Source organism: Natrialba taiwanensis DSM 12281 (genome assembly GCF_000337595.1).
Taxonomy (GTDB): Archaea; Halobacteriota; Halobacteria; order Halobacteriales; family Natrialbaceae; genus Natrialba; species Natrialba taiwanensis.
This window is the reverse complement of record NZ_AOIL01000068.1, coordinates 23979-49055: the sequence shown is the minus strand read 5'-3', so window position 1 is coordinate 49055 and position 25077 is coordinate 23979. Positions and strand designations below refer to the sequence as shown.

The 25077-nt window shown below is 62.8% G+C and carries 25 protein-coding genes; 9 read left to right on the top strand and 16 right to left on the bottom strand.

Going from position 1 to position 25077, the window contains the following annotated elements; genetic code table 11:
• Nucleotides 1-59: 59 nt before the first annotated feature.
• The 4 genes from C484_RS20260 (at nucleotide 60) to C484_RS20245 (ending at nucleotide 2828) form a co-directional block, all read left to right on the top strand.
• On the top strand, nucleotides 60-1124 hold the full coding sequence (locus C484_RS20260) for a polyprenyl synthetase family protein (RefSeq protein ID WP_006827737.1): 1065 nt from the start codon (nucleotides 60-62) through the stop codon (nucleotides 1122-1124).
• Nucleotides 1125-1328: 204 nt separating this feature from the next.
• Nucleotides 1329-1760, top strand: coding sequence for a DUF7541 family protein (locus C484_RS20255; RefSeq protein WP_006827736.1), 432 nt, complete (start codon nucleotides 1329-1331; stop codon nucleotides 1758-1760).
• 167 nt (nucleotides 1761-1927) lie between these two features.
• Nucleotides 1928-2170, top strand: a complete 243-nt coding sequence (locus tag C484_RS20250) for a DUF6684 family protein (protein WP_006827735.1) — start codon at nucleotides 1928-1930, stop codon at nucleotides 2168-2170.
• Between the two features lie 349 nt (nucleotides 2171-2519).
• Nucleotides 2520-2828: a hypothetical protein gene (locus tag C484_RS20245; RefSeq protein WP_006827734.1), complete on the top strand. Its 309-nt coding sequence runs from the start codon at nucleotides 2520-2522 to the stop codon at nucleotides 2826-2828.
• A gap of 50 nt (nucleotides 2829-2878) precedes the next feature.
• Here the strand turns inward: C484_RS20245 and C484_RS20240 are convergent, their stop codons facing one another.
• The 15 genes from C484_RS20240 to C484_RS20170 form a co-directional block, all read right to left on the bottom strand.
• The gene (locus C484_RS20240) at nucleotides 2879-3691 is read right to left on the bottom strand and encodes a CBS domain-containing protein (protein WP_006827733.1); all 813 of its coding nucleotides are present in this window, start codon (nucleotides 3689-3691) and stop codon (nucleotides 2879-2881) included.
• Between the two features lie 54 nt (nucleotides 3692-3745).
• Nucleotides 3746-5464 (bottom strand): DHH family phosphoesterase, encoded by a 1719-nt coding sequence (locus tag C484_RS20235; protein ID WP_006827732.1) that lies wholly within the window; start codon nucleotides 5462-5464, stop codon nucleotides 3746-3748.
• A 188-nt stretch (nucleotides 5465-5652) separates the two neighbouring features.
• On the bottom strand, nucleotides 5653-7173 hold the full coding sequence (locus C484_RS20230) for an NADH-quinone oxidoreductase subunit N (protein ID WP_006827731.1): 1521 nt from the start codon (nucleotides 7171-7173) through the stop codon (nucleotides 5653-5655).
• Entirely contained in the window at nucleotides 7173-8708 is a 1536-nt protein-coding gene (locus C484_RS20225; protein WP_006827730.1) for a complex I subunit 4 family protein, read from the bottom strand. Before C484_RS20225 ends, C484_RS20230 begins: the two co-directional genes overlap by 1 nt.
• Nucleotides 8705-10747 (bottom strand): NADH-quinone oxidoreductase subunit L, encoded by a 2043-nt coding sequence (gene nuoL / locus C484_RS20220; protein ID WP_006827729.1) that lies wholly within the window; start codon nucleotides 10745-10747, stop codon nucleotides 8705-8707. Before nuoL ends, C484_RS20225 begins: the two co-directional genes overlap by 4 nt.
• Nucleotide 10748: 1 nt before the next feature.
• Nucleotides 10749-11054, bottom strand: a complete 306-nt coding sequence (gene nuoK / locus C484_RS20215; RefSeq protein WP_006109477.1) for an NADH-quinone oxidoreductase subunit NuoK — start codon at nucleotides 11052-11054, stop codon at nucleotides 10749-10751.
• The gene (locus tag C484_RS20210; protein ID WP_006827728.1) at nucleotides 11054-11569 is read right to left on the bottom strand and encodes a hypothetical protein; all 516 of its coding nucleotides are present in this window, start codon (nucleotides 11567-11569) and stop codon (nucleotides 11054-11056) included. Before C484_RS20210 ends, nuoK begins: the two co-directional genes overlap by 1 nt.
• Nucleotides 11566-11856: an NADH-quinone oxidoreductase subunit J gene (locus C484_RS20205; RefSeq protein ID WP_006827727.1), complete on the bottom strand. Its 291-nt coding sequence runs from the start codon at nucleotides 11854-11856 to the stop codon at nucleotides 11566-11568. Before C484_RS20205 ends, C484_RS20210 begins: the two co-directional genes overlap by 4 nt.
• A 40-nt stretch (nucleotides 11857-11896) precedes the next feature.
• The gene (locus C484_RS20200) at nucleotides 11897-12358 is read right to left on the bottom strand and encodes a NuoI/complex I 23 kDa subunit family protein (RefSeq protein WP_006109474.1); all 462 of its coding nucleotides are present in this window, start codon (nucleotides 12356-12358) and stop codon (nucleotides 11897-11899) included.
• Complete coding sequence (locus tag C484_RS20195) at nucleotides 12355-13440, bottom strand: complex I subunit 1/NuoH family protein (protein ID WP_006827726.1); 1086 nt, start codon at nucleotides 13438-13440, stop codon at nucleotides 12355-12357. The genes C484_RS20200 and C484_RS20195 overlap by 4 nt, the downstream gene beginning before the upstream one ends.
• A complete protein-coding gene (locus tag C484_RS20190; protein ID WP_006827725.1) occupies nucleotides 13437-15113 on the bottom strand; it encodes an NADH-quinone oxidoreductase subunit D in 1677 nt (558 codons plus the stop codon). The genes C484_RS20195 and C484_RS20190 overlap by 4 nt, the downstream gene beginning before the upstream one ends.
• Nucleotides 15110-15817, bottom strand: a complete 708-nt coding sequence (locus C484_RS20185) for an NADH-quinone oxidoreductase subunit B (protein ID WP_006109471.1) — start codon at nucleotides 15815-15817, stop codon at nucleotides 15110-15112. Before C484_RS20185 ends, C484_RS20190 begins: the two co-directional genes overlap by 4 nt.
• Before the next feature lie 22 nt (nucleotides 15818-15839).
• Nucleotides 15840-16253, bottom strand: coding sequence for an NADH-quinone oxidoreductase subunit A (locus C484_RS20180; protein WP_006664003.1), 414 nt, complete (start codon nucleotides 16251-16253; stop codon nucleotides 15840-15842).
• Nucleotides 16254-16495: 242 nt separating this feature from the next.
• Nucleotides 16496-17134 carry an AIR carboxylase family protein gene (locus C484_RS20175; protein WP_006827724.1) on the bottom strand — a complete coding sequence of 213 codons (639 nt, stop codon included), beginning with the start codon at nucleotides 17132-17134 and terminating at the stop codon, nucleotides 16496-16498.
• 15 nt (nucleotides 17135-17149) lie between these two features.
• Nucleotides 17150-18313 (bottom strand): 5-(carboxyamino)imidazole ribonucleotide synthase, encoded by a 1164-nt coding sequence (locus tag C484_RS20170; RefSeq protein WP_006827723.1) that lies wholly within the window; start codon nucleotides 18311-18313, stop codon nucleotides 17150-17152.
• A 132-nt stretch (nucleotides 18314-18445) separates the two neighbouring features.
• On the opposite strand from C484_RS20170, the gene C484_RS20165 reads away from it, so the two are divergent.
• Complete coding sequence (locus tag C484_RS20165) at nucleotides 18446-19486, top strand: ABC transporter ATP-binding protein (protein WP_152422763.1); 1041 nt, start codon at nucleotides 18446-18448, stop codon at nucleotides 19484-19486.
• Nucleotides 19479-20255, top strand: a complete 777-nt coding sequence (locus tag C484_RS20160) for a hypothetical protein (protein WP_006827721.1) — start codon at nucleotides 19479-19481, stop codon at nucleotides 20253-20255. Before C484_RS20165 ends, C484_RS20160 begins: the two co-directional genes overlap by 8 nt.
• 697 nt (nucleotides 20256-20952) lie before the next feature.
• Here the strand turns inward: C484_RS20160 and tuf are convergent.
• The gene (gene tuf / locus C484_RS20150) at nucleotides 20953-22218 is read right to left on the bottom strand and encodes a translation elongation factor EF-1 subunit alpha (protein WP_006827719.1); all 1266 of its coding nucleotides are present in this window, start codon (nucleotides 22216-22218) and stop codon (nucleotides 20953-20955) included.
• A gap of 222 nt (nucleotides 22219-22440) precedes the next feature.
• Between tuf and ribH the strand changes: the two genes are divergently transcribed.
• The 3 genes from ribH to C484_RS20135 all read left to right on the top strand — a co-directional run bounded on the left by ribH (nucleotide 22441) and on the right by C484_RS20135 (nucleotide 25031).
• Nucleotides 22441-22875: a 6,7-dimethyl-8-ribityllumazine synthase gene (gene ribH / locus C484_RS20145; protein WP_049915805.1), complete on the top strand. Its 435-nt coding sequence runs from the start codon at nucleotides 22441-22443 to the stop codon at nucleotides 22873-22875.
• A 41-nt stretch (nucleotides 22876-22916) separates the two neighbouring features.
• The gene (locus C484_RS20140; protein WP_006827717.1) at nucleotides 22917-24065 is read left to right on the top strand and encodes a pyridoxal phosphate-dependent aminotransferase; all 1149 of its coding nucleotides are present in this window, start codon (nucleotides 22917-22919) and stop codon (nucleotides 24063-24065) included.
• 156 nt (nucleotides 24066-24221) lie between these two features.
• Nucleotides 24222-25031, top strand: coding sequence for a helix-turn-helix transcriptional regulator (locus tag C484_RS20135; protein WP_006827716.1), 810 nt, complete (start codon nucleotides 24222-24224; stop codon nucleotides 25029-25031).
• Nucleotides 25032-25077 lie beyond the last annotated feature (46 nt).

The following is a 25077-nucleotide window of genomic DNA, read 5'->3' as shown; positions in this document are numbered from 1 at the left end:
CACCGCACGTTCAGGACGAACTGAGAATCTTTTTTACCTCGCTCGCTCTCGGGGCGTGTATGCGGGAGACGCTTGCCGAGTGGCGGCCGGTCGTAGACGAGGCGATCGCCGATCTCGTGCCGCGCGAGATCGACACCGAGTACCTCGAATCGTTCTTCGGCGAGCCGACCTACGCCTACGACCCGGACGGTCTCCAGCGGGCGCTGTCCGACCCGCTCTGGGACTTGCTCGACCGCGGCGGCAAACGCTGGCGTGCCGTCCTCTTTCTCGTCTTCGTCGAAGGCTTCGGCGAGGACCCGATGGCGTACTTGCCCTACGCGTGCATTCCGGAAATCCTGCACAACGGGACGATCATCGTCGACGATGTCGAGGACGGCGCGACGAAACGCCGCGGCGAACCCGCGCTGCACCACATCTACGGGCGCGATGTCGCGCTGAACGCCGGCAACGCGCTCTACTTCCTGCCGCTGAAGATCCTGACCGAGGACCCCGGGAACCTGCCGGCCGAACAGCGACTCGCCGCCTACGAGATGCTGATGGACGAACTCAACCGCACCCACCTCGGGCAGGGCATGGACATCTGCTGGCACAACGAGCGCGAGGTTCGGATCACACCCGCGGAGTACCTCGAGATGTGCGCGTGCAAGACCGGCTGTCTCGGCCGCATCGTCGCCCGCCTCGCCGCGATCATCACCGACCAACCTGAGCGCGTCGAACAGGCCGCCGCCACCTACGCCGAACTGACCGCCGTCGCCTTCCAGATCGGCGACGACATCCTTGACGTTGAAAACTCTCTGGGTCGCGCCGGCGAGTTCGGCAAGGAGTTCGGCAATGACGTTCGTGAGGGCAAGAAGACGCTGCTGGTCATCCACGCCATCGAGGAGAGTCCGCCGGAAACGGCGACGCGCCTGCAGGAGATTCTAGAAGCCGAGACGAACACCGACGACGAACTCGCCGAGGCGCTGTCGATCATCGAGGACGCCGGCAGCATCGAGTACGCCCGCGAGCACGCACTCGAACTCGCCGCCGATGCTCGTGCCGCCGTCGATGAACTCGCTCTCGACACGGAGACGACCGACCGGCTGTACACGTTCACGGAGTTCGTCGTCGATCGCGACATCTAGGTGCTGTGAGTGCTGTGAGTGGTGTGTGGTGTGTGGTGTGTGATGTTCCAGCGCCGAGTTCGACTCGACCGCGGAAGTGACTCCGAAACCGCACTGTTATTCTCTCGATTCCGGCACCGATTACGTACCGGTTAGCAATACAGAGTGTTCCGTTCCGTGATTGGTAGGGGTAGATACTACGGCGAGGGCGTCATACCGTTCCCTATGGGCGACCACTCTGCACACGGTACCGGATCGGCGACCACGAGTCCCTGGCCGCTGCTCGTCGCTCTCGGCCTCGTCTTCTCGGAGGTCGGGATCGTTGTCGCCCTGCTCCCGGTTGCCGTCGCCGGCCTCGTCCTGTTCGCCGCGAGCGTCACCGGCTTCCTCACGGAGTCCGCTCGCGTCGCTCGGCCGTGGCCACTCGCAATCGGATTCGGTATCGCCTTCGTCGTTCTCGGCGGGCTCCTGTACGCACTCGGGACCGGAACGCTCTCGGTCGCTCCTGCCGACGAACTGACCGGCCTCGCGAGACGTGGAATCGCAATCGCTGCCGCGGGTGTCATCACCGCTGTCGGCGCAGTCGCCCTCCGTGTTCGCTCGCGCCGGAACCGCGAACGCGAACGCGGAAGCGAACGAGGTGGCCAACACGGGTGAGAGACCGGAAAGAGACCGCACCCGGATGCCGCTGAAACCACATCGGTCACCATCGAACTCTCGGAACTCTCAAAATCATCGGAACTACCGAAACGTTGAAACATCGAAACTACCGGACGCAATCGCCACTCGAGACCAAAGCCCACACCCAACACACCCACAGACACATGAGCCGCCGTGCATTCGACACTGAACTCGCATTGGACCTCGCGGTCAACTTCATTCCGTTCGTAATTATCGTGTTCTTCATCGGCTTATTCGCCGTGTTCAATCCGTGGGGGTTCGACCCGCTACGGTCGACGATTCAGTTCGCGATTTTGATCTCGATAGCCGTTTCACTCGCGGTCGTTACGGCCATTGCCGCACGCGTAATCGAGAGTGACGACCACACGCGCGGGGAAACGCCGTAATCGGAGAGGAATGGCTCGCTTTGTTGTGGCGGTGACCGGATTTGGTCACGATTCGAAACCCCCGCTTCCGAGACTCCCGAGACACTCTCGAAACGAATCGGCTCGCAGGCCTCGAACGACCGGGTATAGACAGCAACCAAATGACGCTCTCTTCCGGGTCGCTATGAGACCCGGTGTGTGGCGACTCGAACGCCGGCGCGAGTTCAATTGATGATCAACATGAATCCCGCCGTTCCCATCAAGAGTGCAATCCCAACCAGCAAGAGTGCGAAGAGTTCCTTCTCGGTCACAGCCGTACGAACACCGGACACGAACAAAAGTTTGTATCCGATGTCGAGGGTGGACGACCGTGACTGACGACCGAAGCGAGACGACGACCGAGCCGGTCGCGGCGACAGGGAGAACCGTCACCGGACGCACACTCGTTCTCGCTACGGTTGGGACGATTGTCCTCGTCACTGCTGTCTTCGGGGCCGTTCTGGGCTTCCTGCTTCCCCGGCACGCTGCACTCGAGTCGGTAACCGTGAACGGAGCAACGGTCGTCGTGTCGCCGATAACGGGTTCGGTTTACGGGGCTGTGACGATCGGGTGTATACTGATGGCACTGGTCGCAGTCGTAATGGTGGCATCACGAGTCGGCAACGGAAACGGCGGATAATCGTCCAACGCGATGTGAAGGCTCCGAGGAGCGGAGATGATCGATCGCGATCAGTCGTTCGCCGCCGATTGTAATCGCTTCGTCGTCTGGACCAGCGGGTGGCGCGCGTAGTCGACGACCTCGATATCGTCGAGTTCTTCGAGTCCCTCGTTGGCGGCGGTCTTGGCCATTCCGAGTTCGATTTCGTGGTCGATGACGATGACGTAGGCATCCATGGCGTCGATGCCGAGTCGGTCGGAGGCGAGGACGCGGTGGTGGCCGTCGGCGAGCAAGAGCGTCCCGCCGTTGTCGATGACGACGAGGGGTTCGGCCAGGCCACGTTCGAGTTCGTACTGGCGTCCCTCGAGTTCGTCGGCGTAGACGCGGCCCTGGGTGGGGGTGAGTTGATCGATCGCGACGGTACGGCGTTCCTGTTCGAGCTCGATATTGTGGATCTGTTCGAGCGTTCGGACGAGCTTCCCGACCTTTTCCGGGGTTGCGCGTTCGATCTGACTGCGGATGACGTCGGCGTTCGAGATGATGCCGACGAGGTTGCCCGCATCATCGACGACGGGGAGTTTCTGGATGCCGGAGCGGAGGATGACGCGGGCGGCGTCGGTGACTTTCATTTCGGGGTGGGCGACGAGCAGGTCGGTCGTCATGACTTTGAAGATGGGGTCGTCGTCGTCGGCCAGCAGCAAATCGCGAGCGCTGATAAAGCCCTCGACGCGGCGGCGTTCACAGACGGGAAAGCCGCTGTGCTCGTCGCTCTCTGCGATCCGCGCTGCAACGTCACCCACGGTAGCGTCGGGCGAGACGGTCGCCACGTCGCGGGTCATGTACTCCTCGACCTGGGGCTTTGTCCTGTCCGACACGATCTCCATACCGGTGGTAACGGGTCCGTGCGCAAAAGTACTGTTACTGTCCGCAGATGACGGTCACTCCTCGTCGTCGTCTGCTTCGACGGGCGAGCGAACCGACTCCGGCGACTCCACCCAGTCGGCATCCGCCTCGAACAGCCACTCGCTCGCCCGGTGGTCCGTGCTGACCGGGACGCCCGGGCGCGTCTCCATCGCCTCGAAAAACCGGTCGGTGATCACTTCCTCTGCAACGTTGACGATCGATTCGACCTCCGCTTCGTCATCGAGTTGGCCGAGAATACCGACCTCGAGTTGGGCACCGGCCATGTCCGCGTGACCGCCGGCACTCCCGATCTGGTCGAACCCGTCCCGGAGCGTTTCCCCGAGATCAACATCGCTGGACCGGGACCGGGCCGAGAGAAACGCCATTTCGCCCCTGAACCCGAACACGAGCGTCGTTTCGACACCGTCCATCGCGAGCAACTGATCCGCCGCCTGGGGAAGCGCGTCCCGGTTCCCGATCCGGCCGGCACTCGCCACGACGACCGATCCGCGCTGGACTCGGTTTTTGATCGCCAGCGCAATCGTCTCGAGCGTCTCGCCTTCGAGCGTCGGTTGTTCGATCCGACGAAGAATCGACGTCTCGACGTGCGGCCGGAGAACCGACGCTGCCCGAAAGTCCGCCGGCGAGACCTCCCGCGTAAAGTCGTTCGTGTCGATCCGAATGCCGTACAGCAACGCCGTCGCCGTCGCCGAGTCGAACGTCCCACTGAACCGGTCGATATACTCCGTCAGTATCGTACTGGTCGCCCCGACCGACTCGCGCAACTCGACGAACTCGCTCGGGATCGGCCCCCGCGGCGGATGGTGGTCGATGACGATATCGATCGGGCGCTCCTCGGGAAGTTGGTCGTTGACCCCCGGTCGGGAGTGATCCACCAGCGCAACTGCTTCGTACGTATCCAGCGTCTCACCCGGCGAAAGGTTCCGCAGGGACAGCCCCAGCAGGTTCACCATCGCCCGATTCTCCTGGTGAGAGATATCCCCGAAATAACAGGCATCGGCGGGAACGCCAACCGACTCGGCAATATCAGCAAGCGCAACCGCGCTCGCAATCGCGTCCGGATCGGGATTGTCGTGCATCACGACCGCGAGCGGCCCATCGATCGTCACTAACTTCCGTTGCAGCCCGAGCGCCGCCTCGGCCTCCGATGTCGTCGTCTCCTCCAACACCCGTTCGACGAGTGAACTCGTGGCATCGACGGTGTGATCCGCGAGTTCGGTAAACCTGGCTCGGTCGTCGGGTGTCGGATTCCCGCCCATGTAGGCGGTGATCGAAGCGGCGGGGAACTGATCTCTCGCTGTTTCGAGGGCGTGGCGGTTGGTATCGGTTCGGTCACCGCCGATGAAGATGACATCGGGGTGGTCGATGGTCGCGAGGATGTCGGGATCGGTCGGGTCGCCGCGGCGGGCGGGGATGCTCTCATCACGGAGCGTTTCGGCGACGTTCTGGTCGGCGGTGATGACGAGGAGGCGGTCGGCCGGACTGGTTGCTGTTGCAGTCCTGGCGGCAAGAGAGAGTGCAGACTGTCTGGCAGTAGTGTACGCAGCAGTTGGTGCCGTGCTCGGACTGGTGGCAGTAGCAGTTGGTGTGGAAGTGAAAGTGGAAGAGTGAGATGAATTGATAGCGTCGGAACCGTGCGTGTGGCCCGGAAGATGGCTCTGGCCGCGGGTAGAGAACGCTTCGGCAACGGTGCGGCCGACGGTTCCGCACCCGAGGACGAGCCGGAAAACCATGTATCGCGGCTTGCGACCCAGAGAGGTAAAACCTACCGGTACCGAGTTCGGGCGAGACCGCACGACTGCACCCACGTGCGCTATCGTGAACTCGAACCGACGCCAAACGAGGGATTTTCGAGTGCAGAAGAGACGGGATAGAGAGGCCAGGAGTTAGGTGGTCAGTGGTCAGTGGTCGGTGGTCGGTATTAGGTGAGCACGGCAGTTGCTGCGTTGACGGCTGTATCGGCGACGGGGCCGAACATCGGCAGGAGTGCAACCGTCATGACGGCTGCGACGACGAGCGCAGCGTACAGTCCGATCGGCTGGGAGAGGGAGTCGCGTTCGGCGATCGGGTCTTCGATCCAGACGGCCTTGATCAGCCGGGAGTAGTAGTACAGCGAGAGCGCGCTGTTGACCACGAGCGCGACGGCGACGACGAGCAAGCCGGCGTCGAGTGCGCTGGTATACAGGAAGTACTTGCTCCAGAAGCCGCCCAGCGGCGGAATGCCGGCGAGACTGAACAGACAGATGCCGAGAGCGAAGCAGGCGACGGGTGCCTGTCGGGCGAGGCCGTTGTAGTCTTCGAAGGTACGGCCGACGCCCCAGTACTCGGCGAGGGCGACGAACAGGAACGCGCCAGTGTTCATGAAGCCGTAGACCAGCAGGTGCATCATCGCCGCGCCCATGACGAGTGCACCGCCGTCGGCCGAGATGCCGGCGAGACCGATCAGCGCGTAGCCCGCGTGGCCGATTGAGGAGTACGCGAGCATGCGTTTGACGTTCTCCTGGGTTGCGGCGGCGAAGTTCCCGAGCGTCATCGTGACGACCGCGAGGACGATGAACGCGACCGTCCAGTCGACGCCGATGACGCTCGCCGTCTGGGCGACGGGGAACGCCTCAGTGAACACGCGGAACGCGATGACGAAACCGGCGGCCTTCGAGGCCGACGAGAGGAACGCCGAAATCGGTGCGGGCGCGCCCTCGTAGGCCTCCGGGGCCCAGAAGTGGAACGGGACGCTCGCGGTCTTGTACGCGAAGCCGCCGATCAGCATGAGGATGCCGAGACCGAGCAGTCCGCCGTAGTCGTTCGCGTCGCCGTTCCCGATGACATCCGCGATGGTTTCGAGTTGCAGATGCCCTGTCGCACCGTAGACCAGCGAGATACCGTAGAGGAAGATGGCCGAGGATAGCGCGCCGATCAGGAAGTACTTCAGACCGCCCTCGACGCTGCCGCGGTTGTCCTTGAGGATCGCGACGAGCGCGTAGGACGGCAGACTCGAGAGTTCGAGCGCGATGAAGATCGTTACCAGACTATTGGCGGCGGCCATCGTGGCCATCCCGGTCGCGGCGAGCAAGACCAGCGAGTAGTACTCGGCCTGGTAGGCGTGGTCTTCCATGTAATCGTAGCTCGCGACGGTCACGAGCGCCGTGACGACGGTGATGACGATCATGAAGAACAGCGCGAGCTGATCGACGACGAACTGGTTGTCCAGCACGTCGATGACGCCGCGGCCGCCGTCGATAGTCGGCGTGCCGACGCCGGCCAGGACGAACCAGACCGCGACGCCGAGTGCGGCGAGCGAGCCCGCCGTCGCGGTGCCGGCGAGCAGACCGCGGTTCGTCGTCGTCGGCGAGATACTATCGATGACGAACAGGGCCAGCGCCGTCGCCGCGAGCAGTACTGCCGGGGCGAGTGCCGTCCAGCCGGGGAGTTCGAAGATCGCCATTACAGTCCACCTCCGGTCTCCAGAATCGGAGTAACTGCGTCTTTCATCATCTCGAAGATCAACTCGGGGGCCACGCCGAGTAAGATAATCAGTCCGAGCAACACGAACATCGGTGCGATGTCGTGCAACGCGGCGCGGCCGATCTCGTAGTCAGTTTCCAGGTGGTACGGCCCGAAGACCGTCCGCTGGAGCGCAAACAGCAGGTAGCCGGCGACGATGACGATGCCGAACATCGCAAGCGCCGTAAACACCTGCGAGTACGCGAGCAACTCGGAGCCGAAGGCTCCGAAGAAGATCGTGAACTCGCCGTAGAAGCCGCTCATCAGCGGCAGTCCCATGTAGCCGAACGCGCCGGCGACGAGAACGCCGGCCGCGACTGGCATCCGATCCGCCAGTCCGGACATGTCGGTGACCATCCGCGTGTGGGTCACGTTGTAGATGACGCCGACGGCCATGAACATCAGCCCGGAGATCAGTCCGTGACTGACCATCTGGAAGGTCGCGCCGCTGACGCCGAACTCGGTGTACGCGATCAGGCCGAGGATGACGTAGCCCATCGAGGAGACCGAGGAGTAGGCGACGATCCGTTTCAGGTCCGTCTGCGCCAGCGCCAACAGTGCGCCGTAGATGACGCTGATGACCGCGATCGCGGCGATCGGCACCGCGTAGGCCTCGACCTGCTCGGGGAACATGGTGAAGTTGAACCGCAACAGTGCGTAGGTCCCCATCTTCAGCAGCACGCCGGCAAGCAGGACGGAAGCCGGCGTCGGGGCCTCGACGTGGGCGTCCGGCAGCCACGTGTGGAACGGGACGACCGGCACCTTGACCGCGAAGCCGAGGAACATCGCGACGAACACGATTGCGGTGAGCGTGCCCGGATCGACGCCGAACAGCGCCGTCTGGACGCCGCCGCCGTTAACCATCGCGTCCGCGATTTCGGGCAGTGCAAAGCTCGTGACCTCGTCACCGAGGCCGAGGACGAGCGCGATGAACGCGCCGAACATCACGAGCGAGGCGACGTTCGTGTAGACGAAGAACTTGATCGCCGCGTACTTCCGGCGCGGACCGCCCCAGATCCCGATCAGCAAGTACATCGGGATGAGGACGGCCTCCCAGAAGATGAACCAGACGAAGAAATCGAGCGCGGCGAAGACGCCGATCAGGTTCGCCTCGATAAAGAGCAGGAGGCCGTAGAACTGGGACTCGCGCTCGTCGATCGGCGTCCACGAACTCACGATCGCGAGGGTGACGAGAATCGTCGTCATGACCACGAGCGGCAGGCTGATGCCGTCGAGGCCGACGAACCACGAGATCGTGTAGTCGCCGAACTGAATCCACTCGACGTTCGAGGAGAACGCGAGTTCACCGTCGAGCAGGGCGTTGCCGCTGCCGTCGAACGCCGAGAACAGCCACAGCGCGAGTGCGGTCGGAATCAGGCTGATGGCGAACGCCAGTTTGCCGGCGATACGGTTCGGCGCGACAAACGTGACGAGCGCGCCGAGCAGTGCGACCGCGATCAGTGCTTCGATCATCATAGGAACCACCCCCCGAGCGTGCCGAGGAGAAGCAGGAGGCCGATGAACCCGGCCACCAACAGCGCCGCGTAGTTCGTCACGAGGCCGGTCTGGACTCGTTTCAGCCGGCTACCGCCGAACAGACTTGCAGTCGAGACGCTATTGACGAGGCCGTCGATGACGGACTGGTCGAACCGGTCCGCCATGCGAGCGACCGGCAACGTGAATCGTTCGGCGATCCAGACCTGATACTCGTCCTGGTAGTAGTTCGCCTCGAGCGTCCGACGAACGCCGCCGAGTCGCTCCTTGTGGCGCACCGGTTCGGGAACGTTGTAGAGGGTGTGTGCGGTGAGTGCACCGGCGAGTGCCAGTCCGAGCGAGAGGCCGGCACCGAGCAGCATCGTCACCGTCTCGGACCCGATCGCGCCCTCGTCGAAGGCGACGGTCTCGTGGTAGGCGTGGTAGGTCAGCCCTTCGACCGAGCCGAACTCGCCGTCGAGCCAGTGCTCTAAGAACGTGATGTCAACACCCAGCACCTGCGCGAGCGGTGCGAGGTTGACGAGGCCGGCGACGACCGCAAGGATCCCCAGCACGATCAGCGGGGCCTTGATCGACCAGCCGACCGGGTGCGGGTCCTCGGCGGTCTCCGAGCGGGGCTCACCGTGGAAGGTGAGAAAGACCATCCGGAAGGTGTAGAAGCCGGTGAAAAAGACCGCGATCAGCGCCATCGCGTAGGCGACGAGGATCACCGGCTGTTCGAGGCCGACGATCAGGGCGTCGTAGAGCACTTCGTCCTTGGACCAGAAGCCCGAGAACGGGATGATCCCCGCGAGCGCGAGCGCGCCGGCGAGGAAGGTGTAGTACGTGATGGGTGCTTTGTCCTTCAGACCGCCCATCTTCCACATGTCCTGTTCGTGGTGCATGATGACGATGACCGCGCCGGCACCCAGGAACAGCAGCGCCTTGAAGAAGGCGTGGTTCATGAGGTGGAAGACGCCGGCGACGTAGCCGCCGACGCCGAGTCCGAGCATCATGTAGCCGTACTGGCTGATCGTCGAGTACGCCAGCACCTGCTTGATGTCGTCTTTGACGACACCCATCGTCGCGGCAAACAGCGCGGTAAAGCCGCCGACGAACGAGATGACCGTCAGCGCGGTCGGCGAGAGCGCGTAGTAGCCGAACATCCGGGCGACCAGATAGACGCCGGCCGCGACCATCGTCGCCGCGTGAATGAGTGCGGAGACGGTGGTCGGACCTTCCATGGCGTCCGGCAGCCAGGTGTGCAGCGGGAACTGCGCGGACTTGCCCATGACGCCCCCGAGGACGAGCAAGGCGGTGATCGTCACCCAGGTCCGCGCATCGAAGCCGAACAGCGTCTGGCCGTTTTCGATCGCTGTCTCAGCGGCGACGACGAAGGAGTTCTCGCCGGCGAACGCGACCGTACCGAACGTCGACGCGATGGCGACGACGCCCAGCAGGAAGAAGTAGTCACCGAAACGGGTGACCAGGAACGCCTTCTTCGCGGCCGAGGGTGCCGAGCGGGTGCGAAACCAGAAGCCGATCAGCAGGTACGAACACAGGCCGACGAGTTCGAAGAACATGAACGCCATCAGCAGGTTGTCCGCGTAGACGAAGGCGAGCATGCTGAACGTAAAGAGCCCGAGCCCGGCGTAGTACCGCGGGAGCCCGGTCTCGCCCTCGGCGTTCATGTACCCGAGGCTGAAGACGTGCACGAGGAACGCGACCAGCGAGACGATGACGAGCATCAACGCCGACAGCGGATCGATCAGGAGTCCGAAGGTGAACTCGATCCCGTTGGATCCGGCCTCGGTCAGCACGTCGCCGGCGGCCCACTCGTAGAGCGTTTCGTGATATACTTCGCCGCCCGCGACGGTGACGAGCAGCCACAGCGAGAGCAGGAACGAGCCTGCCGTCGCGAGGATGCCCGCGATCGCGCCCCGTTTCGGCATGTACTTGCCGAAGGTTAGCGCGACGACGAACGCCACGAGCGGGAACAGTGCGATTGCCGGAGCGTAGCCGAATGCACCTGTACCTGCCATCTTACCACCTCATCGTCGTTGGAACCGTGACATCGACGTCACGGAAATTACGGTACAACACCAGCAAGATTCCGAGTCCGATTGCAACCTCTGCGGCGGCAAGCGCCATGGTGAACAGAGCGAACACCTGCCCAGTGAGGTTGCCGTGATAAAATGCGAACGCGATCAGATTGATGTTGGCCGCGTTCAGCATGAGTTCGACGGACATCAGAAACAGCAGTGCGTTGCGACGCGTCAGAATGCCAAAGAGCCCGATCGAGAACAGGGCCATCGACAGGAGGACGTAGTACTGAACCTCGACCGCCATCAGGCGTCACCTCCTGTGTTGCCGTCGCCATCGTTATCGTCGTTGCCATTGCCGGCGGCCGTCGAATCAGTAGCAGAATCAGCGTCGGATCCGGTAGTTGTCACACTCTCGGTCGAATCTGAACCGCCATCTGCAACCGTCTCACGTCCCGTCGCGGACCGAGCCGGTTCGGCATCGTCACGCTGGCTCGGCAGTGCGACGACCGGTTTCCCTCCCTCCTCGCGCTTTGCGAGGACGATCGCCCCGTCAAGGGCCGCATCGAGGACGACGGCGATCAGGAAGAACGCCGCGAGGAACGACTCCGTGTTCGGAATCGATCCCGCGGTGGACTGGAGTTCATCGAGTTGGAACATCGCGTACCCGAGTTCAGATGTGATCGCAATACTCTCGGGGAATCCCTGGCTCCCGCCAAAGCTCGTATTCAGGACGATCAGCGCCATCAGCCCGAAGAGGCCGACCGCGAGGACGCCCGGAAGGAGCACCCGTCCGACCCGGAGTCGCGGCTTGGTCGTCATGTCTGTACCACCTCGTCGGCGTTCGTCTCCGTATCGTCTGTCGCGTCCTCACGCTCCGTCAGCATCACGGCGAACGTGATGAGGATGAGCCCCCCGCCGACGTAGACGAGAACCTGCATCATCGCGACGAACTCGGCCGCCTGCATCACGAAGTGGACCGCGATGCTCAACAGCGCAACGCCGAGCATGAGCGCTGAGTGCCACGGCTCTCGCAAGAGAACCACACCCAGCGCGCTGGCGAGCGTGATGAACGCAAACAGCGCGAACGCGATCTGCTCGTATATCATTGTTGTGTTCAACTGCCCGTTTCGGGGACGGGCGACCCAGTTACTGGTAATCGACCTCCCCGTCTCCCTCGCCGATCCACGCGCCCCGATCCGGTTCGCGCGACTCGAGCGGGTCGATATCCTTGTACCACGGTACCGACTTCAGCTCCTCTTTGTTGTAAACGAGGTCGTGTTTGGTATCGCCGGTGAACTCGAAGTTCTGCGTGAGCAGGATGGCGTCGACGGGACAGACCTCCTCGCAGAGGCGGCAGTAGATACACTGGCCGATGTGGAGGTTGTACTGTTCGCCGTTTCGCTTGTCGTCCATGACGATCTGGATCGTGTCATTCGGACAGACGTTCTCGCACTGGCGACACCAGATGCACCGTTCCTGGCTGAACTTGTGGACGCCGCGGAATCGTGGCGACACGTCCGGTGCCGTGCTCGGATACTCCACCGTGAAGGTGGAGCCGTCCAGTGCGTGTTTCATCGTCGTTGCCATCGATTTGAGTACCCCGATCATGCTATCACCCCTACGATTGCCGCAGTCAGTCCGAGATTCGCAAAGGACAGGACGAGCAGTCCCTTCCAGCCGATTTCGATAAGCTGGTCGATTCGTACGCGCGGTACCGCCGAGCGCAGCCACTGCGTCAGGAAGAACACGCCCCAGATTTTGAGGGTGAACCAGACGATGCCGAGTGCCTCTGGACCCGGCCCGTCGGGGCCACCGAGGAAGATCGTCGAGATGATCGCCCCGCCGAGGAAGATGTGGAGGAACTCGCCGAGGTAGACCAGCACGAAGTAGACCGAGGAGTACTCGGTCTGGTAGCCGGCGACGAGTTCAGCCGGCGCTTCCGGCATGTCGAACGGGTTGCGCCCGACCTCGGCGAAGTTCGCGATCAGAAAGAGGACGAACGCGAACGGGTTGACGAGCGCGTACCACTGTGGGATCGCCGTGATTCCTAGGTCGACGAGCGGCTCGGCCTGCGCATCGACGATCGTACTCATCTGCAGCGAGCCCGCAAACAGCACGACGGACATTCCGGTCACGACGAGCGGGATCTCGTAGGCGACGTTCTGTGCGACCGCGCGCAAGCCGCCGAGCAGCGAGTACTTGTTGCCCGAAGCGTAGCCGGCCATCACGAGCCCGATCGAGGCGATCCCGGCGACGGCGAAGGCGAACGCCAGGCCGACTTCGGGATCCGCAAGTTGGATGCCGCTTCCCATCGGGATCACGGCGAACCCGAGGAGCGCCGATCCCACGATGACGATCGGCGCGAGGTCGTAGGCCGGTCGGTCCGCGTTCTCCGGAATGATGTTCTCCTTCGAGAGCATCCGAACCGCGTCCGCGATGATGATGCCGATGCCGGCCGGCCCGATCTGGTTGATCGAGATTCGGTCCGTAAAGGAGGCCGTTATCTTTCGCTTCGCCCAAGGACCGGCGACGGCGGTCATCGCAAGGATCAGGCTCCCGACGATGACCGCACCGATGAGCGTCGAGAGCAACTCGCCGGCGAGACCGAACTCGTTCAGGCCGGTGAGATCGCCGAGACGCTCGGGTAACAGCACGTCCGACTGGAGCGGTGTGGCCGTCGCCGCGTTCATCGATCCACCTCACCTAAGACGATATCGAGGCTGCCGAGCGACGCGATCAGGTCGGGGATGTACTCCCCTTCGGACATCTCGGCGAGCGCCTGCAGGTTCGAGAAGCACGGACTTCGGATCTTGAACCGACCGGGCTTGTCCGTGCCGTCGGAGCGAATGTAGATGCCGAGTTCACCTTTGGCACCCTCGACGGCCCGGTAGATCTCGGTGTCGGCGTCCGGCTTCAGCGTCCGGGGGACGTTGGCCTGGACGTCACGTTCGTCTTCGGGCCATTCTTCGAGCAGGTCGAGACACTGCTCGATGATCTTTGCGGACTCCTCGACTTCTTCCATCCGACAGAGGACGCGGGCGTAGTTGTCACAGCCGTCGCGAGTGATAACGTCCCAATCGAGTTGGTCGTAGTACCCGTAGGGATCGTCTCGACGGAGATCGTAGTCGACACCGGAGCCGCGAACGACCGGGCCCGTACAGCCGTAGCTTTTCGCGACGTCCGGCTCTAAGACGCCCGTGTCGATACACCGGGTCTGGAAGATTTCGTTCCCAGTGATCAGGTCGTGGTACTCCGCGACCTTCGCCGGGAGTTCGTCGAGGAAGTCCCGCGCCTGCGCGAAGAACTCCTCGCGCGGTTCGGGCAGATCCCAAGCGACGCCCCCGACCCGGAAGTAGTTGAACATCATCCGCTGGCCCGTCAGATCCTCCAGCAGATCCTGGATGACCTCCCGGTCGCGGAACGTGTACATGAACGTCGCGGTGAACTCGCCGTAAACGTCGAGTGCGAACGTTCCGAGTGCGAGCATGTGCGAGGCGATCCGGCAGAGTTCAGCGCCCATCGTCCGGATGACCTGCGCGTACTCGGGGACCTCGACGTCGGCCAGATCTTCGATCGCCCGCGCGTAGGCCCACTCGTTCAACAGGCCCGCCGAGACGTAGTCCCAGCGGTCGGGGTAGGGCATGATCTGGTGGCGGTAGGTTCCCGACTGACACATCTGCTCTTCACACCGGTGGAGATAGCCGATATCCGGCTCGACATCGGCGACGGTCTCGCCGTCGAGTACCGTTTCGACGTGAAGGACACCGTGAGTTGCCGGATGGTGCGGCCCGATGTTCAGGAACATCGTGTCCGAATCGGCCTCTCGGTGGTCGGGCTGGATCGGGTTCTGATGCTCCGTCAGCGTGACGAGTTGCGGTTTTTCTTGATCGTAATCCCCCGAGAGCGGATGTCCCTGCCAGGTCTCGGGCAGGAGAATCCGTCGGAGGTCCGGGTGCCCCTCGTATTCGACGCCGATGAGGTCGTAGGCCTCTCGCTCGTGCCAGTCGGCCGTCCGGAACACCGGTTCAGCACTCTGGCTGACCGGATTCTCGGTCGTCGTCGGAACGACGATGCTGAGTTCATCGGTCGGATCGGCGAACTTCTTCAGGTGGTAGATCGACTCGTACCGGTCTTCGTACTGCTGTGCAGTGACACACGAGAGGTGGTCGTAGCCGGCCTCGTCCCGAAGGTCCGAAAGAACCGCCTGCACGTCGTTGGGATTGATGACGAATCCCGGTGCGTTCAGATGTTCCTCGCGTGCGATCGCGCGGTCACCGAGCAGCGCCTCGAGTTCGGCTTCGTCGGCGCCGGACGCTGGCTGTGTCAGCTCCGACTCGACCTCGGATTCCGTGCCCGTGCTCATGGTGAATCAGCCCAGTTATACCGCATGACGAGGTCGTCCTCGTCGATCTGGTCTGCGAGTTTCTGAACCAGTTCGTCCTTCGGCAGATCGCCGAACTCCTCGAGTTCGTACGGTTTGACGACGACGGCCGAGGACTCACCGTTTTTGATCCGCTCTTGGAGTTTGAGGACACCGTAGATCAGGGCTTCAGGTCGCGGCGGACAGCCGGGGACGTGGATGTCGATCGGGATGATCTCCTCGGCACCCTTGACGACGTTGTACCCTTCCTGGAACGGGCCGCCCGAAATCGTACAGGACCCCATCCCGACGACGAATTTTGGTTCGGGCATCTGATCGTAGACGCGCTTCATACGTGGCCCGAACTTCGAGACGATTGTTCCCGGAACGATCATCACGTCGGCCTGTCGCGGCGACGCACGCGGAACGCCGGCCCCGAATCGGTCGAGGTCGTGTTTGATCGCGTACGTGTGCATCATCTCGATGCTGCAGCAGGCGATCCCGAACTGGAGCATGAACATCGAGTTCCCGCGCACCCAGTTCATGAACTCGTCGAACTTCGTGAGGATGAACGGGGATGCGCCGAACGCCTCGCGAAGTCTGGAGTTGAAGCGATCGTCGACACCCTCGCCGATCCGGGCCTCACGGGTGTCCGTCGACGGCGCTGTGCTGTCGTGAATCGTTTGTTGTGGTTCGTCGCTACTCATGGTGTCTGGCTCGTGCTCGTGCTCATGGTCGATTCCGCTCCGTGTCTACCTGACGAGGTGTCTGTGCCCACTGGACGGCACCGTTTCGCCATGCCCATGCAAGTCCCGCGAGCAGGATCGCGACGAAAAGCACCATCGGGCCGAGGATATCGAGCAGCGACACGGCATCCGATTCGATGGCATCCAGGTACACGACCGCCCAGGGAAACAGGAGGACGGTTTCGATATCGAAGACGAGGAACAGAAGCGCAACCATGTAGTACTGGATGTTAAACCGGACGCGTGTGCCGCCGGTCGGAACCTCACCGCTCTCGTAGGTGGCACGTTTGCTCGTTTCGGGCACACTCGGACGTAGCAGCGCCGATACCGCCATCATACTGAGCGGTATCAGGACTCCGACGAGCGCGAGTGCCCCGATCGCTATCCAATCGTTCATCTCCGTAACGTTCGGGAGTTTAAACCGCACGCACATAAGGGTTGATTGTTCGTTTTCCGGGTCAACACGGGCCAAGCCGAGAGATCAGGGATAAACGGCCTGTCCGAATACTTGGCGTATACTTGCCGTAGTCGTTTCCACGCGAGCGAATCGGGAATTGGCTGATTACAGACGATAGGAGCGGCGATGAAGAACGATGAACGTTGGACGACCACGCCGGGGAAGTGGCAGGTGGTGCGTGATTACTGCTCGCGCTCTCGGAAGGCAGGTGTTCCCTCGTCGTGGAGTTCGCGCGAAACGGTACCGACGCCGTCGCGCAGTCCATCGTGGTAGGTGACGAGGCGGTCGCGCACGTCGTCGTACTGACGAGCAAGGATCTGTGCGGCAGAGAGGGCGGCATTGAAGGACTTGCCGGCGTCGACGGCGACGAGCGGCGCGCCGGTCGGCATCCCGATCACGCTGTCGACGGACTTCTCCTGGACGGGGACGCCGATGACCGGCAGCGGATACGCGATCGAGGCGGTCATATTCGGCAGATCAGCAGATTTCCCGCCCGCACCGGCAATGATGACGTCGAGTCCGCGCTCTTCTGCCGTCTCGGCGTAGGCTGCCATCAGGTCCGGCGTCCGATGGGCCGAGGTGACGTACGTTTCGAACGTAAACCGCTCGTCGGGGGCGTTTTCGTAGTCGGTCTGCTCGGCAAAGCCAAGTTCATCAACGAACGCGTCGTAGGCTCCGCGGCGCTCGCCGCCGGTCAGCATCGTCTCGAGGTCGGAGTCGCTGCCCATCACGATGCCAACGTCCGGCGTCTCGGCCGCTGGGCGGTCCTGTGTGGCTTCCTCGTGGAGTCGGTCGATCAGGTCGGAAACGCTGTCACTCATAGTAGGTAGTGGCGGTCACTCCGACGTGAACGTAACGGACCGCTTGAGTTCGCGCGCGGTCTCGAGTAATTCATCGGTTGTCTCGCCGTCGCGTCCGGACAGCGTCACGTGACCCAGTTTTCGCAGGGGCCGCGCCTCTCGCTTGCCGTACCAGTGGAGGGCCGCACCCGGCATCTCGAGAATCCGATCTGCGTGGTGCAACGTCGCAGACTGGGACTCCTCGACGTCACCGAGCAGGTTCATCGACACCGTCGGCGAGCGGAGATCGGTCGCGGCGAGGGGCCACCCCAGAACCGCCCGCGCGTGCTGTTCGAACTGCGAACTCTGTGCGCCCTCGATGGTCCAGTGGCCGGAGTTGTGCGGGCGCGGGGCGATTTCGTTGAGCAGGATCTCGCCGTCGCTCGTTTCGAACAATTCGATGCCGTAGACGCCGCGGCCCTCCATCACGTCGAGGACATCCGAAGCGACTTCGCGAGCGCGTTCTGCAACCGCGTCGGAGGAGCCTGCCGGCACGATCGTCTCCCGCAGAATCTCGTCCTCGTGGACGTTCTCGCCGATCGGGAACGTCGCGATTTCGTTCTTGCTTTTGACCGCGATGATCGAAATTTCGCGCTCGAACTCGACGAAGGCCTCGACCATGGCGGGGCCGGCGACGGAGTCGAGTGCGGCCTCGGCGTCCGCTTTGGACTCGACTGGAACGTTCCCGCGGCCGTCGTAGCCGCCGGTTCGAGCCTTGAGCATGACCGGCGCGCCGTAGTCGTCGATCGCAGCGCAGATGTCGGCGGCGTCCATAACCTTGCGAAACGGCGGGACGGGAACGCCCGCGTCCTCGAGTTCACGTTTCTGGACGAGTTTGTCGTGGATCGTCTCGAGCGTTGCTGGCTTGGGGTGGACCGGTGTGCCGGAGTCCTCGCTGACGCGCTCTAAAACGTCCTGGTCGGCGAGTTCGATTTCGAAGGTGAGCACGTCGGCGCGAGCGGCGAGTTCGCGGATGCCGGCTTCGTCGCCGAAGTCGGCGACGATCTGGTCGCGAGCGACCGGTGCGGCCGGGCAGTCGGCTGTCGGATCGAGGACGACGACCTCGACGCCGAGCGGTGCCGCTGCCTCCGCGAGCATGCGCCCGAGTTGGCCGCCGCCGACGACGCCGATCGTTGGTCCTGGGGTCTGTAACGTCGTCATTAGGCGGGCATTGACGGGGGCCCCGCTTAAGAATTGGCAATCGGTGAGCGAGTGCGTCAGACGGCGTTCAAGCGAGTATTATTCATCGAAGAATCCGAAGGTATATCCTGGGTGGTGTTGGTATAGTAATACATGATTTCGGATGGTCGTGTGCTGGGACAACGGTCCGATGGAACGGAGGCGGTCGCCAGCGATCGGTCAGAGCCGATACTGACGGTCGATTCGCTGCGGAAGACCTACGAGACCGACGCGGGGACGACCACTGCAGTCGACGACATCTCATTCACTGTCGAAACGGGATCCGTCGTCGGACTGCTCGGACCGAACGGGGCCGGCAAGACGACGACGATCAAGTTGCTCCTTGGACTAATCCGTCCGACCAGCGGGACAGCACGCATTAACGGTGTCTCCGCCACTGAATCGCCGACTGGTGCCTCCCAGTCCGTCGCCGCGATGCTCGAAGGGGCCCGGAACATCTACTGGCGGCTTACCGTTCGCGAAAACATCCGGTTTTTCGCCCGAATCGGCGGCCAGCCCGCCGATCCCAACCGAATCGATCGCCTGCTCGAACAGGTCGGTCTCGCTGACCGGGCCGACGACCCGGTCAACGAACTCTCTCGCGGACAGAAGCAGAAAGCCTCGCTGGCGTGCACCCTCGTTCGAGAGACCCCCATCGTCGTTCTCGATGAGCCCACGCTTGGCCTCGATGTCGAGAGTTCGTTCGAACTCCGCCGGGAACTCCGACGACTGGCAACACAGGAGGGGCGGACAGTCCTCGTTTCGAGTCACGACATGCAGGTGATCGAGGCCCTGTGCGACCGGGTTATCATCCTGAACGAGGGGACGGTTCTGGCTGATGAATCGGTCGATACCCTCCTCGACCTGTTTCAGACGCGCGTCGTTCGCGTGACCGTCGACGGCCAGTTATCGAACGGCGTTCGGACTGAACTCGAGGAACGGTTTGGCGCGACAGCGTGGACGACCCGCGGCGACGGGGAGACCGTTACGCACCAGTTCGATGCGACCCACGTACAGGGAAACGAGTTCTACGAGTTGATGGCCGTCCTTCGAACCTCCGGGACGACGTTCGTCTCGGTCGAATCACTCGAACCGGACCTCGAATCGGTGTTCCTGCGCATTATCGAAACCGAGCGGGTGGCCAGTGATGACTAATCCGTCTAGACTCGTCGCCGCCGTCGTGGAAAAACGACTCGTCCTTCTCAGGCGATACTGGATGAACACGGCACTCCGGGTGTTCACCATGTATGCGACGTTCGCACTGGTTTTTCTCGGCGGCCGCTCGATCGGCGGGGCGAACACCGACGGTGCGCTCGATATCACCGTCGTTGGGTTCTTCCTCTTTCTCGCCACCAGCGCAGCCTACTTCGATGTCGCCGGGAGCGTCATGCGAGAGGCTCAATGGGGGACGCTCGAACAGTTGTATCTCTCGCCCGCCGGCATCGGTCGCATCCTGTCCGTCGAAGCAGTGTTCAACGTCGTCCTCAGTAGCGGTCTCGCGCTTTCCCTCCTTGCCGCGATGATCGTCACGACCGGGCGGACGCTCTCGATCGAACTCCTCACTATCGTCCCGCTGCTCGTCGTGACGATCCTCCCGGCGATCGGCATCGGCTACGTTGTGGCCGGTCTCTCCCTGCTCTACAAACGGCTCGAAAACGTCCAGCAACTGCTTCGCTTTGGCTTTGCCGGCCTGATCGCCGCACCCGGCGCGCTCCGGGGCCCCACCCTCGCGTTGCTCCCGATCAGCCCCGGCAGTTCCCTCATCATCCGTTCGATGACCGCGGGAACGAGTCTCTGGCAGTTCCCTATATCCGAACTCGCAGCACTGCTCGTCAACAGCACCGTCTACCTCGTCGGCGGCTACCTCGTCTTTCTGTCCCTGGTCGAGCGAACTCGCGACCGCGGCGTGATGGGCCACTACTGAGCGATTCCGAACGATCGAGTTCGGGCAGTTACGACGTTACGAGTTCTCGAGGCAGCGGATCGAACGCGGTTTCCCGTGAGTATCAGCGGCTCGGCGCGCAATCTCGGTCTGTGAACCGTCTCAGGGTCAAGTGATTCGAGACCGTTGTGTCTCGTCATCACGAAAATCTTCGATTTCCGAACGACTCCGAAGCACTCGGCCTGCGCCGCCTGTAGACGCTTCCGTGAACTCGCGTTCAGTACAGGTGACACAGGTATCACGGTAGCATGGCTCGTCTAGTTTAATTCCGGGGACGAGTGATGTGTGTCTGATAAGAAGGCGTTTCCCGCACTGAAAGAAGCCGTTTGTATGTCGCTCCGAGACGCCCTCCAAGTTATCGGCCTTCTCTTCGTCATCTGGTTGCTTTTCCAAGGGTTCGTTGGTATGGGGCCCATTGGATGGCTATTTTTTGGGGTGTTACTCGCCATCGGATCCTTCAAGTGGATCGGGAGCAGAGACGGAAGAATCACACGCAGAGTTCTGCTCCGCCAGTGAAAAATTGCCCTGCGTATGGAGCGCCGAACGACCCGGAGCAAATAATATGCAAGTACTGCGATGCGGAATTATAGGGGGTGTTCAGTTCGAAGCTGTAGTACCAGAGTGGTCGTTTCAGTTTCGAACTCGATTCCGAACAACGAAATCGGATTTCCGATGCTCGTTATTTCTCGTTGACGTCGAGGACCTTGCCGGCCGCGATGGTCTGGCCCATGTCGCGGATGGCGAAGCTCCCGAGTTCGGGGATTTCGCTAGACGGTTCGATGCTGAGGGGCTTCTGGGGTCGGATGGTGACCACAGCAGCGTCGCCCGACTGGATGAAGTCGGGGTCTTCCTCGGCAACTTCGCCGCTCGAGGAGTCGATCTTCTGATCGATGGATTCGATCGTGCAGGCGACCTGTGCCGTGTGGGCGTGGAAGACCGGCGTGTAGCCGGCCGTGATCACGGACGGGTGCTGCATGACGACGATCTGGGCCTGGAAGGTCTCGGCGACGCTCGGCGGATCGTCGGCCGGACCGCAGACATCGCCGCGGCGGATGTCGTCCTTGCCGATGCCGCGGACGTTGAACCCGACGTTATCGCCGGGTTCGGCCTTCGGCACTTCCTCGTGGTGCATCTCGATCGTCTTTACTTCGCCGCCCACGTCGCTGGGCTGGAAGGAAACGGTGTCGCCGGTGTTCATGACGCCGGTTTCGATGCGGCCGACCGGGACGGTACCGATACCCGAGATCGTGTACACGTCCTGGATCGGCAGGCGAAGCGGTGCATCCGTCGGCGGCTCCGGCTCCGGCAGCGTGTTGAGGGCCTCGAGAATGGTTTCACCCTCGTACCACGGCGTGTTATCGGAGACGTCCGCGACGTTGTCACCTTCGAACGCCGAGACGGGAATGAACGAGGCGTCTTCGGTGTTGAACTGCACCTGATTGAGCAGTTGGGTAACCTCCTCGACGACCTCGTCGTAGGTGGATTCCTCGTAGTCGACGACGTCCATCTTGTTGACGGCGACGATGAGTTCGTCGATGCCGAGCGTTCGTGCAAGGAAAACGTGTTCCTGGGTCTGGGGCGCGACGCCGTCGTCGGCGGCGACGACGAGAACGGCGTGGTCCGCCTGGGACGCGCCCGTGATCATGTTCTTGACGAAGTCGCGGTGGCCCGGCGTGTCGACGATGGTAAAGTCGTACTCGTCCGTCGAGAACTCCTGGTGGGCGATGTCGATGGTGACGCCGCGTTCGCGCTCCTCGGCGAGATTGTCCATCACGTAGGCGAACTCGAAGCCGCCCTTGCCCTTCTCTTCGGCCTCCTCGCGGTGCTGTTCGATGACGTGCTCAGGGATGCTCCCCGTCTCGTAGAGGAGTCGCCCGACGAGCGTACTCTTTCCGTGGTCGACGTGGCCGATAATGGCCAGATTCTGGTGTGGACTTGCACTCATGGTAGTGGGTAGTACCGCTAGCAGGATCTACTCGATATGTACTCCTAAACCCTTGTGCGGCATTTACTGAACAGTACAGAAACACTAGATATGAGTCCGTTACCGGCGATAATGGAGCCGGTCCGCTTTCCCGGCAAGCCAGCCGACACCGTCGGGTTCCGACTTGAGGATACATTCGGCGAGAACGGTACCTCTTTTACGCCCGCTCACCTCGGCTCGCGTATGACCACGCTCGGACTGGTGGTCGCGGAGTTCAATCGACCGATCACCGAGCAGATGGAGCACGAAGCCGCGGAGGCAGCCCAGGCTGCGGGAGCCGAGGTACACGACATCGTCCACGTCCCCGGGGTGTACGACGCCCCGCTGGCCGCCGACCGCCTCGCGCGACTCGAGGCCGTCGACGCCGTGGCCGTCATCGGGACCGTCATCACCGGCGACACCGACCACGATCAGGTTATCTCCGACGCGACCGCCCAGCGGCTCGCAGACGTGAGCCTCGAGCGTGATACTCCCGTCACACTCGGCGTCACCGGCCCCGGCATGTCCGCGGCCGAGTCCCGCGAGCGCATCGAAAACGCTGCGAAAGCAGTCGACAGCGCGCTCGATCTCGTCGACGAACTACCCGATCCCGAGTCACCGTCGCGTACCACCGACTAAAACGACCACGACGCATCCCGAAATCGAACTCAGTTCCAGCAATGACCATGGAATTCACCGACCGCCTGACCCGAGTCGAACCGTCCGCAACCCTCGCCATCTCCGCGCTCGCCACCGAACTCGAGCAAGAGGGCGCAGACGTCGTCGATCTGTCCGTCGGCGAACCCGACTTCCCGACGCCACAGAACATCGTCGACGCCGGCCAGGACGCAATGGACGCCGGCCACACCGGCTACACGACCTCCGCCGGCATCCTCGAACTCCGCGAGGCCATCGCGGACAAACTCGCCGCTGACGGCCTCGACCACGGCCCCGATGAGATCATCGTCACCCCCGGCGCGAAGCAGGCGCTCTACGAGATCGTCCAGGCCCTGATTCAGGACGGCGACGAGGTCGCACTGCTTGACCCCGCCTGGGTCTCCTACGAGGCCATGGTCAAGATGGCCGGCGGCGACCTCACCCGCGTCGACCTCTCCGACTCCGACTTCCAGCTCGAACCCGCCCTCGACGACCTGGCGGCCGCCGTCTCCGACGAAACCGAGCTGCTCATCGTGAACTCGCCGTCGAACCCGACCGGTGCCGTCTACACGGACGCCGCACTCGAGGGCGTCCGCGACCTCGCCGTCGAGCACGACATCACCGTCATCTCCGACGAAATCTACAAGGAGATTACCTACGGCGTCGAACCCACCAGTCTGGGAACGTTCGACGGCATGGCCGATCGCACCATCACCGTCAACGGCTTCTCGAAGGCCTACTCCATGACCGGCTGGCGGCTCGGCTACTTCGCCGGCCCCGAGGACCTGATCGATCAGGCCGGCAAACTCCACAGCCACTCCGTGTCGTCGGCCGTCAACTTCGTCCAACACGCCGGCGTCGAAGCCCTCGAACACACCGACGACGCCGTCACCCAGATGGTCGACGCCTTCGGCCAGCGACGTGAACTCGTCATCGACTTGCTCGACGAACACGATGTCGACGTTGCGGTTCCGGACGGCGCGTTCTACATGATGCTTCCCGTCGCCGACGACGATCAGGCCTGGTGCGAGGGAGCGCTCGAGGACGCCCACGTCGCAACGGTTCCCGGCAGCGCGTTCGGGACGCCCGGCTACGCCCGCATCTCCTACGCGGCGAGCGAAGAGCGACTCGAGGAGGGTATCGAACGGCTCGCCGAGGAAGGGTATCTCTAACCTGCCGGACGGGACTATCGTTCGTTTTCACACGAGTTCAGTCGCTCGTCGATGACGGGAGACGATGAGCAGCCTGAGTCGCCGGCAGCGAGACGGCGTGTTCGAAGTGCGCTTGGCGATCCGAACAGCTATGTCGAGCGTGTGCGTATTAGTACCATGATGTCGAGAGCCACGAGCACGCCGCTCGACGACATCGAGTTCCTCGCGCGGTCGGAACATCGCGTGGCCGTGCTCGATGCGCTGGCCGACCGGCCTCGGAGTCGAGTTGCGCTTCGGAGGGAGACGGGGGCGTCGTCGTCCACGGTCGGGCGGACGCTGCGGGCGTTCGAAGAGCGCAACTGGATCAGGCGGACCGGCAAGCGGTACGAAACGACGCAGTTGGGCGCGTTCGTCGCGGCGGGGCTGCGGGAGTTGATCGACCGGCTCGAAACCGAGCGAAAGCTTCGTGACACCTGGCAGTGGCTCCCGAGTGAGGGGAGCGGGTTCACCATCGAAATGGCGACCGACGCGGTCGTGACAGTTGCGGAGGTCGATGCGCCGTACCGTCCGGTAAACCGGTTCGCATCCTTGTTCGAAGAGACCGACCGATTTCGGTTCGTCGGGTTCGATATCGCCCTGCTCGAACCCTGTAAGGACGAGCTTCGAGAGCGAGTTCTCGACGGGATGCGGACGGAGATCATCGACCCGCCGAGCGTCGCCCGCTCCATTCTCGCGACCTACGGGGAGCACTGCGCCGGGCCGCTCGAAAGCGGGAATCTCACGGTCCGCGCGCACGACGACCTGCCGCCCTACGGCATCAGTCTCTTCGACGACCGCGTCGCCGTTAGCTGCGCCGACCGACGGAGCGGCGCGGTGCAACTGCTACTCGATACCGATGTGCCGACGACGTGCGAATGGGCGGAATCGGCGTTCGAGCGCTACCGACGCGAGTCGCGACCGCTCACGCTCGGATCGGTAAGCGAGTGACGTGTGACGGCTCGTAGCGATAGACGGTTGCAGCAACTGCACGCGA

What these genes read in the sequence shown, in the direction of transcription:
- C484_RS20260 (WP_006827737.1), top strand. Translation starts at nt 60, where the DNA reads ATGCGGGAGACGCTTGCCGAGTGGCGGCCGGTCGTAGACGAGGCGATC.
- C484_RS20255 (WP_006827736.1), top strand. Translation starts at nt 1,329, where the DNA reads ATGGGCGACCACTCTGCACACGGTACCGGATCGGCGACCACGAGTCCC.
- C484_RS20250 (WP_006827735.1), top strand. Translation starts at nt 1,928, where the DNA reads ATGAGCCGCCGTGCATTCGACACTGAACTCGCATTGGACCTCGCGGTC.
- C484_RS20240 (WP_006827733.1), bottom strand. Translation starts at nt 3,691, where the DNA reads ATGGAGATCGTGTCGGACAGGACAAAGCCCCAGGTCGAGGAGTACATG.
- C484_RS20235 (WP_006827732.1), bottom strand. Translation starts at nt 5,464, where the DNA reads ATGGTTTTCCGGCTCGTCCTCGGGTGCGGAACCGTCGGCCGCACCGTT.
- C484_RS20230 (WP_006827731.1), bottom strand. Translation starts at nt 7,173, where the DNA reads ATGGCGATCTTCGAACTCCCCGGCTGGACGGCACTCGCCCCGGCAGTA.
- C484_RS20225 (WP_006827730.1), bottom strand. Translation starts at nt 8,708, where the DNA reads ATGATGATCGAAGCACTGATCGCGGTCGCACTGCTCGGCGCGCTCGTC.
- nuoL (WP_006827729.1), bottom strand. Translation starts at nt 10,747, where the DNA reads ATGGCAGGTACAGGTGCATTCGGCTACGCTCCGGCAATCGCACTGTTC.
- nuoK (WP_006109477.1), bottom strand. Translation starts at nt 11,054, where the DNA reads ATGGCGGTCGAGGTTCAGTACTACGTCCTCCTGTCGATGGCCCTGTTC.
- C484_RS20210 (WP_006827728.1), bottom strand. Translation starts at nt 11,569, where the DNA reads ATGACGACCAAGCCGCGACTCCGGGTCGGACGGGTGCTCCTTCCGGGC.
- C484_RS20205 (WP_006827727.1), bottom strand. Translation starts at nt 11,856, where the DNA reads ATGATATACGAGCAGATCGCGTTCGCGCTGTTTGCGTTCATCACGCTC.
- C484_RS20200 (WP_006109474.1), bottom strand. Translation starts at nt 12,358, where the DNA reads ATGATCGGGGTACTCAAATCGATGGCAACGACGATGAAACACGCACTG.
- C484_RS20195 (WP_006827726.1), bottom strand. Translation starts at nt 13,440, where the DNA reads ATGAACGCGGCGACGGCCACACCGCTCCAGTCGGACGTGCTGTTACCC.
- C484_RS20190 (WP_006827725.1), bottom strand. Translation starts at nt 15,113, where the DNA reads ATGAGCACGGGCACGGAATCCGAGGTCGAGTCGGAGCTGACACAGCCA.
- C484_RS20185 (WP_006109471.1), bottom strand. Translation starts at nt 15,817, where the DNA reads ATGAGTAGCGACGAACCACAACAAACGATTCACGACAGCACAGCGCCG.
- C484_RS20180 (WP_006664003.1), bottom strand. Translation starts at nt 16,253, where the DNA reads ATGAACGATTGGATAGCGATCGGGGCACTCGCGCTCGTCGGAGTCCTG.
- C484_RS20175 (WP_006827724.1), bottom strand. Translation starts at nt 17,134, where the DNA reads ATGAGTGACAGCGTTTCCGACCTGATCGACCGACTCCACGAGGAAGCC.
- C484_RS20170 (WP_006827723.1), bottom strand. Translation starts at nt 18,313, where the DNA reads ATGACGACGTTACAGACCCCAGGACCAACGATCGGCGTCGTCGGCGGC.
- C484_RS20165 (WP_152422763.1), top strand. Translation starts at nt 18,446, where the DNA reads ATGATTTCGGATGGTCGTGTGCTGGGACAACGGTCCGATGGAACGGAG.
- C484_RS20160 (WP_006827721.1), top strand. Translation starts at nt 19,479, where the DNA reads ATGACTAATCCGTCTAGACTCGTCGCCGCCGTCGTGGAAAAACGACTC.
- tuf (WP_006827719.1), bottom strand. Translation starts at nt 22,218, where the DNA reads ATGAGTGCAAGTCCACACCAGAATCTGGCCATTATCGGCCACGTCGAC.
- ribH (WP_049915805.1), top strand. Translation starts at nt 22,441, where the DNA reads ATGACCACGCTCGGACTGGTGGTCGCGGAGTTCAATCGACCGATCACC.
- C484_RS20140 (WP_006827717.1), top strand. Translation starts at nt 22,917, where the DNA reads ATGACCATGGAATTCACCGACCGCCTGACCCGAGTCGAACCGTCCGCA.
- C484_RS20135 (WP_006827716.1), top strand. Translation starts at nt 24,222, where the DNA reads ATGATGTCGAGAGCCACGAGCACGCCGCTCGACGACATCGAGTTCCTC.